The organism is Paenibacillus sp. J2R1T-4, assembly GCF_059692235.1.
In genome coordinates this window covers 480,774-493,850 of the sequence record NZ_JCAUBA010000002.1, presented here as the reverse complement: position 1 = coordinate 493,850, position 13,077 = coordinate 480,774, and the positions used below count along the sequence as shown (strand labels likewise).

At 45.0% G+C, this 13,077-nt stretch carries 11 protein-coding genes and 1 riboswitch; of the genes, 2 read left to right on the top strand and 9 right to left on the bottom strand.

Going from position 1 to position 13,077, the window contains the following annotated elements:
* Nucleotides 1-17: 17 nt before the first annotated feature.
* From AC58QD_RS05890 to AC58QD_RS05870, 5 genes are all read right to left on the bottom strand, one after another.
* Nucleotides 18-947, bottom strand: coding sequence for a carbohydrate ABC transporter permease (locus AC58QD_RS05890; RefSeq protein WP_497330993.1), 930 nt, complete (start codon nucleotides 945-947; stop codon nucleotides 18-20).
* A 25-nt stretch (nucleotides 948-972) separates the two neighbouring features.
* The gene (locus tag AC58QD_RS05885) at nucleotides 973-1,926 is read right to left on the bottom strand and encodes an ABC transporter permease (protein WP_497330991.1); all 954 of its coding nucleotides are present in this window, start codon (nucleotides 1,924-1,926) and stop codon (nucleotides 973-975) included.
* 271 nt (nucleotides 1,927-2,197) lie between these two features.
* Nucleotides 2,198-3,796 carry a response regulator transcription factor gene (locus AC58QD_RS05880; protein ID WP_497330989.1) on the bottom strand — a complete coding sequence of 533 codons (1,599 nt, stop codon included), beginning with the start codon at nucleotides 3,794-3,796 and terminating at the stop codon, nucleotides 2,198-2,200.
* Nucleotides 3,797-3,798: 2 nt separating this feature from the next.
* Nucleotides 3,799-5,649 carry a sensor histidine kinase gene (locus tag AC58QD_RS05875; RefSeq protein ID WP_497330987.1) on the bottom strand — a complete coding sequence of 617 codons (1,851 nt, stop codon included), beginning with the start codon at nucleotides 5,647-5,649 and terminating at the stop codon, nucleotides 3,799-3,801.
* Nucleotides 5,650-5,731: 82 nt separating this feature from the next.
* Nucleotides 5,732-7,189, bottom strand: a complete 1,458-nt coding sequence (locus AC58QD_RS05870) for an extracellular solute-binding protein (protein ID WP_497331401.1) — start codon at nucleotides 7,187-7,189, stop codon at nucleotides 5,732-5,734.
* A gap of 268 nt (nucleotides 7,190-7,457) precedes the next feature.
* Here AC58QD_RS05870 and yiaK point away from each other — a divergent pair, with 268 nt between their 5' ends.
* Nucleotides 7,458-8,459: a 3-dehydro-L-gulonate 2-dehydrogenase gene (yiaK, locus tag AC58QD_RS05865; protein WP_497330985.1), complete on the top strand. Its 1,002-nt coding sequence runs from the start codon at nucleotides 7,458-7,460 to the stop codon at nucleotides 8,457-8,459.
* An 81-nt stretch (nucleotides 8,460-8,540) separates the two neighbouring features.
* Here the strand turns inward: yiaK and AC58QD_RS05860 are convergent, their stop codons facing one another.
* Both AC58QD_RS05860 and AC58QD_RS05855 read right to left on the bottom strand, forming a co-directional pair.
* On the bottom strand, nucleotides 8,541-9,752 hold the full coding sequence (locus AC58QD_RS05860) for a DegT/DnrJ/EryC1/StrS family aminotransferase (protein ID WP_497330983.1): 1,212 nt from the start codon (nucleotides 9,750-9,752) through the stop codon (nucleotides 8,541-8,543).
* 186 nt (nucleotides 9,753-9,938) lie between these two features.
* Nucleotides 9,939-10,208 carry an alpha/beta-type small acid-soluble spore protein gene (locus tag AC58QD_RS05855; protein ID WP_497330981.1) on the bottom strand — a complete coding sequence of 90 codons (270 nt, stop codon included), beginning with the start codon at nucleotides 10,206-10,208 and terminating at the stop codon, nucleotides 9,939-9,941.
* Nucleotides 10,209-10,413: 205 nt separating this feature from the next.
* Between AC58QD_RS05855 and AC58QD_RS05850 the strand changes: the two genes are divergently transcribed.
* Complete coding sequence (locus tag AC58QD_RS05850) at nucleotides 10,414-10,842, top strand: CBS domain-containing protein (RefSeq protein ID WP_497330979.1); 429 nt, start codon at nucleotides 10,414-10,416, stop codon at nucleotides 10,840-10,842.
* Between the two features lie 314 nt (nucleotides 10,843-11,156).
* On the opposite strand, the gene AC58QD_RS05845 is transcribed toward AC58QD_RS05850, so the two are convergent.
* Both AC58QD_RS05845 and AC58QD_RS05840 read right to left on the bottom strand, forming a co-directional pair.
* Entirely contained in the window at nucleotides 11,157-11,963 is an 807-nt protein-coding gene (locus AC58QD_RS05845; RefSeq protein WP_497330977.1) for a CAP domain-containing protein, read from the bottom strand.
* A gap of 6 nt (nucleotides 11,964-11,969) precedes the next feature.
* Nucleotides 11,970-12,096: riboswitch (cyclic di-AMP (ydaO/yuaA leader) on the bottom strand.
* 85 nt (nucleotides 12,097-12,181) lie between these two features.
* On the bottom strand, nucleotides 12,182-13,057 hold the full coding sequence (locus AC58QD_RS05840; RefSeq protein ID WP_497330975.1) for a sugar phosphate isomerase/epimerase family protein: 876 nt from the start codon (nucleotides 13,055-13,057) through the stop codon (nucleotides 12,182-12,184).
* Between the last annotated feature and the right edge of the window lie 20 nt (nucleotides 13,058-13,077).

Here is a 13,077-nt window from a genome sequence, read left to right as displayed (position 1 = left end):
CAGATCTTGGTATCAAATCATCCTTTTACAGAGCCGACTAGAACGCCCTTCACGAAATACTTTTGCAGAAACGGATAAATGAGCAGGATCGGCAGAGTAGCCAGAATGATGGATGCCGCTTGAATCGCTTGCGGTGATACATTCATCGCTGCATCGACGTTAACTTCTTGACCCGTGCGAAGGAAGACGTCGCTCGAAGAGACGAACAGCTCCTTCAAATACAACTGCAAAGGCTTTAGATCGGCTGAGTTAATATAAATCAGCGATGTCACATAATCGTTCCAGAAATGAACCGCGAAGAATAATGCGATCGTAGCTAATACCGGCATCGATAGCGGCAGAATAATCCGCCACAGTATCGTGAGGTTGCTCGCACCGTCAAGTTTGGCCGACTCCTCTAACTCATCAGGTAAGCTTTCAAAATAGCTCTTTATGATCAGCATGTTGTACACACTCACCATAGCCGGCAGGAAAAGAACAGGCAGTGTGTTGAGCAAATGAAGATTCTGCATAAGCAAGTAAGTCGGAATCAACCCTCCGCTGAACAGCATGGTGAAAATGTACATCAGAATAAACCATTTACGTCCACGAAGTCTTGGCTTGGAGAGCGGGTAAGCAGCTAATGTTGTCATGAGCAACGCAAGTGCCGTGCCCACAATCGTAACGGTTACAGAAACTTTGAATGCGTTCAAAAACATCGAATTTTCGATTACATAACGATATGTTCCGAACTGAAGATCTACTGGAAGCAGTGTCACTTTCCCTGATACGACGGCCTCCTCGCCGCTAAGCGATTTCGCGATCAAATTCAAAAACGGGAATATAGTCGTTAGACCGAGCAAAATAAAAAACACATAATTGAAAACAGAGAACAATTTTTCACCTAAAGATATTTTAATGGTGTTGGAAGATCCTCTTCGGACCGCAGCAGCATCAGCAATTTTCATTCGCGGAGTCCCCCTCTCTTGTATGTCACCATATTCCCCGTTGCAGATATTTCCGGCTTAAGGCGTTACCCGAAAGAATCAGGAAGAACGCGATGACGGAATCGAACAATCCGACTGCAGTAGAGAAGCTGTAATCCTGGTTACCCAGCCCAATCCGGTAAACGTACGTTCCAATAACATCGGCAACGTTATAGACGCCAGGATTGTACATAACGAGAATTTGCTCAGTACCAGCTTCCAGAATATTACCGAGCCGGAGAATAAACATGAGCAGGATGATGGGAATAAGTCCCGGAAGCGTTATGTGTAAAGTTTGCTTCCAGCGATTCGCACCATCGATTTTGGCTGCTTCGTATAGTTGAGGATCAATGCTCGTGAGAGCCGCCAAATATACGATTGTGCTCCAGCCTACCTCTTTCCAACCCGCTGTAAAAATCAAGACGGAGCGGAAAATGTCACTGTCAAGGAAAAAGCGTATCGGTTCACCGCCAAGACCTATGAGGATTCGGTTGACGATTCCTCCATTAATGGACAGCATGTCAATGAACAATCCGCTTACGATAACCCAGGACAGGAAATGCGGTAAATAAATGACCGTCTGGATGCCCTTCTTGAATGCCATGTTTTTCAATTCATTCAGTAAGATGGCTACGATAATAGGAAGCGGGAATAGAAATACAATTTTGTACAACGAGATAATTAAAGTATTCTGAAACACATTCAAGAAGCTTTCCGATGAGAACAGTTTCTCAAAATGCTTCAACCCCACCCACTCGCTAGCTGCCATCCCATCAAAAATGTTGAAGTCCTTAAACGCAATAATGATCCCATACATTGGCGTATATTTGAATAAAAGCAAAAACGCAATGCCGGGCACCAAAGCCAAATATAAATCCCAATCTTTGCGAATATCCACCCACAGCCGCTTAGACGATGAACGTCTGGATGCTGTCGTCGGATGAGATACGTCTGGCTTCATACAACTCTCCCCCTCATCTGTATAATCATCTATTCCGATTGAAAATTGCTGGAAGCGCTGTCTTCGTACCGGAAGGAGATTCAATGGAACAAGTGTAGCAAATAGAAGATTAATTTGTATCGGACATTGATGACCAGTTTTGGTACTTTGAATACTGTTTCATAGGGTCTCTTGATTAACACCCTTTTCAGGCATAGAAAAAACCTCTGGAAGTGATTATTCCAGAGGTCCTAGATGATTGAACTGTACTCATGCCATTATCCAAACGTCCCTACACGGTCGAACGAATCTCCCCTGGAGTCACTCCCCAGAACTTGCGGAATACACGAGTGAAATAACTCCCGTCATGATAGCCGACCATGCTGGCGGCTTCACTGATTTTGGCGCCGTCAACAAGCGCCGCCTTGGCACGCTCCATCTTCCGCTCCAATACATAATTCGAGAATGATTTGCCTGTTTCTTGCTTGAATAGCCGGCTAAGGTAAGAGGAATTCAGATATAGACGATCCGCGACCGTATGAAGGGTAATTTCCTGATCCATCTCATTCTCCACAATACTAAGAATCGACTTCACCATCTGGTGGCTTGTTGTACTGCGTTGTTTGTGCACATAAGCAATTACACTGCGAACAATACGAAGCAGCCAGTCATAGATTTGCTCTTTGCCGGTAAGCAGCTTGTGATTCTGTAAGTAGGTGTAGTCATCACCGACCAACTCTTTGATGATCCATCCTTGCTTCTGGATCGTACGAATGAGCAGGCTGCTCCAATACAGGACATTCTCATGAACATCTTCGATGGATTCTGCCCTACTCATCCCATGCTTCCAGAGCAGCTCAACAGTTTCCAATGCTTTTGGTTCGTCACCGGTTTGAAGGGCAATCTCCAGCGACTTCTCCAAGTTCGGCTCGACGGCTAGTACCGGTGTCCGCCCAGGGGTTTCACGATAAGGAATAGCAATATCTCTACCGTAGAGAATACGGCTTTGCAGTGCACTGCAAGCTTGCGAGTATAGAAGCGGAACATCGTCTATACTTCCACAGCCTCCGCCGATCCCGGCACTGGCTGTTAGCTTCAGACAAGCTTTGACATTGGATAATAATCGAGCAATCTCCGTATTCACGACCAATAGATGCTCATTTGCATTCTTATCCGACTGCATGGGAAACAGTACTATCGTATGTCCGATCGGGTCGGAGCAGATCCAACAATCGAGCAGCATCTCACGTGAAATACTATTCAAGGAGAATTGCAAAAGAGAAGCATCCTGAGAAGTAAATCTCTTTTCCTGCTCGGGAAGAGGGTCCATGTCCACAACGGCTAGAGCGAACCGGGTATCCGCATTCAGGCTGATCTGAACGTCCAGACTGCGTTCTAACACTTCCCATGTCTCGTATTTGCCGGATACCCAGTTCAAGAAGAAATTGTTCTGCAAGTGAGGAAGATGTTGCATCCACTTCTGCTGCAGCTCTGCTTGATTGTGTCTACGCTCGAGTTCCTCCCGGAGCTGCTTGGCAGCTTCTAGGACCGATTCTAGAATCTCTTCATCTCCCGCAGGTTTCAGTAAATATTTCACAACTCCGAGCTCCATAGCAGTCTGGGCGTAACTGAAATTATCATGACCGCTCAGAATGATCATCTTAGTCAGCGTGTTCAATCCCTGAATATGACGAGCTAAGGTCAGTCCATCCATACCCGGCATCTGAATGTCGAGAATCACTATATCTGGCTTACGACGTTCTATAAGCTCGATCGCCTGAAGCCCGTTATGGGCCATTCCAATTACTTCAATCCCGTATGATTCCCAAGCAAAATTGTTAACCAAACTGTTACATAAGCGAAGCTCGTCCTCTACGATAAGCAGATTCATGCTCAAGTCTCCTCTCCGAATTGTAATACAGGCCATTTCTTGTTGTACAAGTTAAGCTGTGCTTGGCAACGCTCCAGAGGCAATGATACCATCGATACGGTGCCGCTTCCTTCCTTGCTGATTACGGTTAGACTCGCTTGAGGCCCGTACAGCATCTTGATACGCGACAATACATTGCGAAGTGCGTACAAATCTTGTACCGACTCGCTTGCGAATGAGAGTTCCAGCTCCTCATCCTCGGATATTTTACTTAACTGCTCTTGAATATAAGCAAGACGCTCAGTCGGAATACCTTCTCCGTTATCCTCGACCGTAAGCAATAAATATTCGCCCTCAATCCTGCTGGATACTTTCAGTACTCCACCCTTAGGCTTATGCTCCAGTCCATGCAGAATGGCATTCTCAACAAGGGGTTGTAACAATAACTTCAAGATAGGAACCGATTTACTTTCCTCCTGCACCTCGTATAGGACAGAGAACTTGTCCAGAAACCGAAGCTGCTGTACTCGTATATAATAGTGCAAGTGCTCTACAGTTTCCTGAACTGTGAATGTATCTCTGCCTTTATTCAGGCTAAGCCGGAAAAACTTCGACAAATGAAGCACCATTTCACTGATTTCATCTGCTTCATAATTTTTGGCAGCCCAATATATCGAATCGAGTGTGTTATACAAGAAATGCGGGTTGATCTGAGACTGAAGAAACTTGAGCTCTGTATCCGTCAGACGAAGCCGCTGCTCATAGAAATTCTCGATCAAGTCCTTCTGATTCTGAACCATCTGGTTAAATGCTTTGGTCAAATAGCCGAATTCATCCTTCCGTTCGTTCTCGAGTTGAATATTGAACTTACCGCTGCCGACCCCTCGCATCCCGTGATATAGCTTTTGCACTGGCGACGCGATCCCGCTATATACAGCCCATGATATCCAGAAAGCCAACAATACGCTAATTCCGATAATTAAATACGTATATAGCCTGAGCGGATCGGTCCCTTCATACAACTCCTTCATAGGCTGGAGCATGACGAGTGACCATTTGTAATAGCGGGAATCGCTCTTGACTGAGAATACATCGGGATCGTTCTCATGTACATTTAGCGGATTCGGATCCCCGCTGCCGGTTCCTGTAACCAGCTTCTGATTGTTCGTGTACAAGTAGATTTGAGCTTGCGGAGAAGGTAACAACGAACGGATCAGATTAAGCAGCTTGTTCTTATCGATCGTTACGATCAACAGATCAGGCTGCCGATCGATATTGTTGAGATCCAATGTACGCACCAAAGAAATGCTGTCCGTCCCAAGAATATTGCCAACCGTCAGCTTATCCAGACCCGTCGTATCCTCAGGCAGCATGTAACTGATTCCGGTTCCGCTTTTCTGAGCAACTTGACGCAACCACTGCTGTTGTTGTGGATCTTGAACATGTTTCGTGCCATTTACTGAAGATACAATCATCTGCGTCCGGGAATGATAAATCGATATTTGGGAGACCATGTGATTGATAGATGTAACGTTTGTGAAATGCTTCAATATATCCATGAAGTTGACAACCGCTTGCGGTGTCAGTGTAGGGCCGATCTGATCCGACAGCCGTAGGACGTTCGTATCCGTTGCAACTAAGGTTGATATTTCTTCCACATTCTGAAGGGTCAGATCCATATAATCCATGGATGAATTGAGCGCGGCTTTTGTTCGATCAGCGGTTTGCTCCAGCAATACTTCTCTTGACTTGACATTGGAGAAAAGACTGATTGCCACAAGTGGCAGCAGTATGAATAGAAAGTACAAAGTAAGTCTCAACTGAATCTTTTGCGTATACTGCCGGTACGTCCACTGGATTAAACGCGTCATCATAACTCACTTCCTTACACAATCGCGAATGATTAGTAATTTCAGAAATTTATTCTTAGCTGTAATACGTCTTCTAAGCATACTTTTATTTACTGTTACGGTACCAAGCATTTACTTCTTTTGTGATTTCGTCACCGCCCTCTTGCTTCCACCTCTCTGCGTAGGTATCGAATTCGTCCAATTTAGAGACCCCGATAATAATTTTTGTGAAAACTTCCTGAAGTAACGATAGCTTCGACTTGTACCTCTCCATCGCCGGGGTAGGCATCCCATAAAACTCGTTCTTAATTAAATTATTTTCTATTAACTGTAAATTGTCATATAGATGAAAATGCTCACCTAGCGAGTCTAGTCTGGCCTTGACAAGATCCGGTTGACCGACATCAACCAGTGATAAGTAAATTCCTCTATACAAATGCTTGTTATGCTCCGCAAAATTGGTCACCATTTTTCCGTTCTGACGCGACCATATTTGATTCTCGAAGCCTAGCTTCAGATTACTGTAGCCGTCACCAGCGATGAAATTCAACACTCGAATCACGGCTTCCGCGTTCTTGCTTTCTATCGGAATTACCTCATAATGACGGACAAGATCTGTATTATAAACTCCTTTTTCGCCTCTTGGCCCTACCGGATATTCTAGAGGGATCCACTCTGCTTTAGGATCCAGCTTTTTGTTCGTCTCGATGGGACCTCGGGTATCATACCAAGCTGCAGAAAATAATCCTACCTTCCCGGTTGATACTTTCTCGTCCAGATTGCGGATCTTGTTAAGCGGAAATTCCTGATCCAACAGGCCTTCCTTATAAAGCCTGGATAGAAAGCCGAGCGCCTCCTTCGTCTCAGGCAGGATGTTCGAGTTAACCATTTGCCCGTCTCTTGTCGTCCATTGGTTCAATTGCACACCGAACGCTCCGAAGAATGGAGCGGATCTACCCAAGTATTCCGTCATGAGGAGTCCGATCGTATCATTCTTACCATTCCCGTCCGGGTCTTGTTCTTTGAATGCTTTTATGACCTTATAATACTCATCCAATGTCTTCGGCGGTTTCAAGCCGAGTCGATCTAACCAATCCTTGCGCGCATACATGAGCTCGATACCCTTCACCTCATTGAGGCTGGGGATAGCATATATTTTGCCGTTGAATGTAACTTTGTCCCAAGCTTCCTTCGGAATTCTAGCTTTCAGATCGGGTCCGAACTTGTCAATGATGTCATCAAGCGGCATTAATGCATTCTGGTTCACGTAATTCGCTATCCAGACATCGTCGAATACACTAATCATATCCGGCTTGTTGCCTGAGGACATAATCACGTTCAACTTCTCTCTATATCCATCAGACGGCGGAAGAATGATATTAATATCTGTATTGGTGTTGGATTCCATATATTGGAGATAGGGATTGTTATTCTCATCAAGCCCATCTGGGAACCCAATCCCAAGACTATTGATCACAAACGTAACATGATCTTTGGAAGCATTCGGTTTCTGCTGATCCTTTGTCCATATTGAAGAGAATGAACAAGCGGTAAGCAATCCCATCGAGCATGCTGTAACTACAGCCACTGCAACCCCAGCTCTTAATCGTCTCAATCCAATCGTTCCTTTCCGTCTTTGCTAGCAAACGCTTTCAATATTTATATAATATAGTCAAAAAGGTTCTTGTATTGTATCACCTCCCTAGCAAAAAGGGAAGATTGCTAGTTGCAACCCTTCTGCAACTCTTACTTAGCGCATAAAATTCCGTTATACTATTTAGAGACCAAGTGGCTGAATAACTGACATAACTATAGAAGGAGTGAATCGTTCCATGCTCAGAATTCCTTTTGATGAAATGAAAGCCCAGTTAAAACGGATCCTCCTTAATCATGGCTTCACAGAAGCACGTGCGGAGCTCTGCTCCCAATTATTCACCCAGACGAGCTGTGACGGAGTGTATTCTCATGGCTTGAACCGCTTTCCTGCATTTATTAGCAATGTCAATAAAGGGATAATTGATATTCATGCAGAGCCTGTTCGAACGGACGAATTAGGAGCCATTGAACGCTGGGATGGCAGATTGGGACCCGGCAATCTCAATGCAGCCTTCTCCATGGACCGCGCCATTTCATTAGCCAAGCAGCATGGAGTTGGCGTTGTCGCTCTGCGCAATACGAATCATTGGCTGCGCGCTGGTTCGTATGGATGGCAAGCAGCAGAAGCGGGTTGTATCGGGATCTGCTGGACGAATACAATGCCTAATATGCCTGCGTGGGGGGCAAAGGACAGTAAGATTGGCAACAATCCCCTCGTCCTCGCTGTTCCAAGAGAGCAAGGACCGATCGTACTTGATATAGCGATGTCCCAGTATTCTTATGGCAAATTGAATACATATTCATTGAATGGAGAGCAGCTTCCATTCGACGGCGGGTACGATGAAGAAGGCCGATTGTCTAGAGATCCGGCCGCAATCACAAAGTCCCGCCGTCCACTCCCGATTGGGTATTGGAAAGGCTCCGGACTTTCCTTGATGCTCGATCTGGTTGCCGTCCTTCTATCAGGAGGCTCGTCCACTTATGACGTCGGGAAGCTGGATGGGGAATATGCCCTTTCTCAAATATTCATCGCTTTTGATTATGGGCGACTACCGGAGCAAGGGGTACTAGCTCAACGATTGGAAGAAATTCTGGATGACCTGCATAACAGTGTTCCTACGGACGAGAATGGCAGCATCCGCTATCCTGGTGAATCTGCTCTTAGTACCCGCAACTATAATTTGAAGCATGGCATCCCAGTTGATTCCGGCATCTGGCAGCAAGTGTTAGAGTTGTAAGTCAATTCGATACCAAAAAGGATTCCATCCTCCCGGCTTTAGCCGAAAAGGATGGAATCCTTTATAAGTTACCCCTATTTTTTAGAATGAACGAATTACTTTTTGAACAGCTGCTGCAATATCAACCATAGCTTGATCGTCTGATAATAATACATTTTGCGTCAACCACAGTGCTTCCTTCTCACATAACCGCTCACAAACCGGACAATCATATGTTGTCCGTGTACCAGTCCATGCTTCAGTCGCATCTAATACAGCTACATTCTTATTGAGCGGCACATAGCCAGATGCAACAGGTACACCCTCGGCTTGAATACGTTTGATGAATTCATCCTTATTAATGCGAGACGTAACTTCGGTATCGAGCTTAAACATATATAAATGATAGGCATGACGTGTAATGCGCGGATCTTGCTTGATTAATTTGATTCCTTCGATTTGGCCAAGAAGCTCATTCAGACGAGCAGCATTGTTCTCGCGCTTCTTCATCTGCTCCTCGAGACGTGTCATCTGAGCAATTACGATGGCTGCTTGGAATTCTGACATGCGGTAGTTTTGCCCCATCTTCTCATGCTGATACCAGCCGCCATTCGGAATACGGCCAACATTGCAGATGGACCATGCATTTTCCCACAATTGTTGCTTGTTCGTTGTAATGATACCGCCTTCGCCTGAGTTCAGGTTTTTGCTGGATTGAAGGCTGAATGTCCCGATATCCCCAATCCCGCCAACCCCTTTACCTTCCCAACTGGCACCTACCGCTTGCGCAGCATCCTCAATCAATGCGATGCCGTGCTTTGTGGCTATTTCAGTCAAGCGTGTCATGTTAGCAGGTGCCCCTGCAATATGGACAGCGATGATTGCTTTTGTCTTAGGCGTTATCAGAGCTTCTACTTTCTCCGGGTCAATTAATAAAGTATCTTCCTCAATATCGGCAAACACTGGAATGACTCCATAGGCTAGACATGCTGTAGCAGTGGCTATAAATGTATAGGGCGGGATAATAACTTCATCACCGGATTTCACCCCTGCTGCCTGAAGCGCAACCGTTATCGCAACAGTTCCATTCACAACACTAACGGCATATTGTGTGTTCTGCAGAGCGGCGAATTGCTTCTCCATCAAAGGTAGCTTAGGTTGATAATTAGGTTTGGCACTTCCCCCGGCTCCTCCCCATTTGCCTGATTCCAGAACTTCCTTAAGCAAGTTAAGCTCCAGCTCATCATATATCGGCCAATCCGCATATCCAGTAGTCCGAACGGGTGCCCCGCCATGAATAGCAAGCTTGTTCATACAATTCTCCTCTCGACCCTTTACAGTCTGATAAAGTTATGGCTGCTGCCATTTACAACTTCATCTTAGTATATTTTAAGAGGGGATGTATGACATTTTAGCTATGAGATCGGCCAAAATATAACACTTTCGCCATCCAACTGCTTTGAGCGTTTCTTGATAGAAACGCTCAAAGCTGCGAGATGCTTACTTCTGCTTTGGGTTTTTGGCTAACTGTTCTTGCGCCATGCGCACCATTTCTCTGACCATAGCACCGCCAATTTGCCCTCCGACTTTCCCAACAGATTCTGTTGTAAGATGACCGTTATCACCCTGGGTAAGCGGTACACCAAGTGACTTGGCTACCTCATATTTAACCTGATCAGGATGATTAGGATCAACCGCATATCCTTGCTCTTTCATAACCTCAACTTTGAAAGCATCCAGTCGATTCGAACGGTTTCGTCTTCGCGACATAATATTCACCTCATTTGTATTGTTCCCTTGTGTTGTTGATGCAATGTGTTGTTTTCAGATCCATATTGTTCCATATTCACTGATTTTCCATATAAAAAATTAACGCAATGCTTCAAAACACGGTATAATGGGTAAGAGATGTGTGGTCTTTATGGATATGGAGTTTGTCATATAGAGAAAGAATCATGGAGAAGGAGATTGTTACATGAATATTGCTTTTTTTCTAGTCCCCAAACTTGAAGTGATTTGTTTAACTACTCAATCAACACTTCGTCAGGCTTTGGAGCGGATGGAATATCACCGTTACACAGCCGTTCCCATTCTTAGTGAAGAAGGCAAGTATGTAGGCACGATTACTGAAGGAGATTTACTTTGGTTCCTAAAGAATAACGAAGACGTGTCATTCGACAACGCTCATCGTGTACAACTATCTGAAATTCCAATGCGAGTCCATAATATGCCGGTTCACATTAATGCGAACATGAGTGATTTGATCTCCAAAGCCAAGCTGCAGAATTTCGTTCCTGTTGTTGATGACATGGACCGCTTTATCGGTATCGTTCGCCGCAGCGACATTATCGAATATTGTGCCCAACAAGTATTTCAATTAACGGGCGAGAATGCGATTGTATAATGGAAAGTTAAAGGAACACCGCTTATCCGAATGGATAGGCGGTGTTTTTTGTTGACAATTATAGTGCTCCTTTGCGGCTGAATTCAGTTTTGCGCGTAGGAGAGCAGGAAGATGGGCTCCAATCGCTGTTGCATTTGAATTCTGATGAATTATTTTAAGTGGTGAGAATTCAAGTGCAAAGGCGACCGCTAACGCTTTTCCGCTCCATCTTCCTGCTCTTTTCTGTTCAACGTTTCATTAATCCCAAAAACTAATAAATTCTATAAAAAAAAACCGCAGACAAAAGTCAGCGGTTCTAACTAAAATGGATTATCCTATCCTGTAAATTCTTGTACCCATTCGCCGTTGTAGTAAGCAACACCGATCTTCGTGAAGTTCGGGCTCAAAATATTTTGACGATGTCCGGGGCTGTTCATCCAGGCTGTCATTACTTCTTGAGGGTTGCGTTGACCTTTAGCAATGTTCTCACCAGCATAACGGTAAGAGATATTATAAGATTTCATCATATCAAACGGTGAACCAAAAGTTGGTGAAGTATGATCAAAATAGTTATTGTTGTACATATCTTTGGCTTTGTCTAACGCCATCCGAGTCAATTCAGCATCACTGGTTACTGGCTTCAGTCCTGCTTTGGCACGCTCTTGATTCACAAGTGAAATCACTTGATTGGCATAGGAGCTCTCTGTTCCAGTTGATTGGTCAGGCTGTGTAGGTTGAACAGGTGCTGGCTTAACTGGTGCAGGTTTTACCGGTGTAGGAGTTGGTGTTACAGGCGTTGGCTTAACTGGCGCCGGAGTTGGAGCTACCGGTGCTGGTGTCGGCGTTGGAGTTACTGGCGCTGGTGTTACAGGCGTTGGAGCTACAGGTTTCGGCTCAGGCGTTCCAGTTGGCAATTGCAGCTGTAAGCCTGGGAAGCATTGTTGCAGCTTCGAAAAGTCAAATTTACCATTCAGTAAATCCGCCAAGTTACCTTGTTGCACGCTGTAGTAAACCTTAACGTTGTTGCTATTGTTAGGCAATTCGGTTAGTGGCGCTGCTGACGCTGCACCTGCTCCGAATGTGCCTCCGATTACGCTAAGTGCAAGTACTCCTGCTAGAATCTGTTTGTTCATTTTCTTCAAAACGATCCACTCTCCCTTTCGGCCTGCGAGGTTAGCTGTCGGATTCGGATCAAAGAGTTAACCCGGCCGCTTTGATGCGGCTTCACCCCAAAGTTGGTTCCCCCGTGCTTATTAGCTTCGGCCTAGTTTGTTTGGTGCCTGTTCATTGTAGCATGCATCTATTCAATAATTCATGCCGCAATTTATGGCAACTGAACAGGAAAGTGGAATTTTCGGTATTATCGATACATCTTGATGAAATCTACGGCTTTACGAATATCAACTTCAGGTTGATCGCCAACTTCACGTTCGATCGTCAAATAACCTGTGTAGCCGATGTCTTGGATTGCTTGAAAATAAGCTTTGAAATCTACTTTACCTTCGCCAAGGGGAACTTCACGGAAGATCTCTCCAGAGCTGACCATCTTCGCAATTTTACCATGATCCATCGGCTCATAGCCCAAAGAACCATACACCTCGCGAGGATCTACTTCTTTATAACGGATGCCATCCTTCACGTGGGTGTGTACAATGTAATCTTTCAATATATGAAGTCCGCGTACCGGATCATCGCCTGTTACCATTACCATGTTGGCTGGGTCGAAGTTAACGGAAACGCCTTTGCTGCTAAGTGTATCGAGGAATCCTTTAAGATGATCAGCCGTCTCAGGACCTGTCTCGATTGCAAAAAATCCGCCCATGCTGCTGGCATATTGGCTAAGCTCTTCGCAGGATTGCTGCATAGCTGCGTATGTGGCGCCATTCTTATCATCCGGCACAATCCCGATATGTGTAGTAACAATATTCGTTCCTAACTCCTTGGCCAGATCCAGTATACGCTTGGATTTCTCAATCTTCGCAGGATTTGCTCCGACATCTTGGAAGCCATGTCCACCTAAGTCACCGCATAAAGCAGAGATTTCAAGACCAAGGGAGTCTATGTAGGATTTCAATTCACGACGCTGAGCGGGTGATAAGTTTGCTGGGTCCATCTCTCCGCTTACCGCATAGATCTGTACACCTTCTGCTCCTACTTCTTTCGCTTTCAACAGCCCGGCTCTAACTCCTATACCAAAGCTATCTACGATAACACCTATTTTATTAGTTAATTTCATTTCTAACAAACATCCTCTCT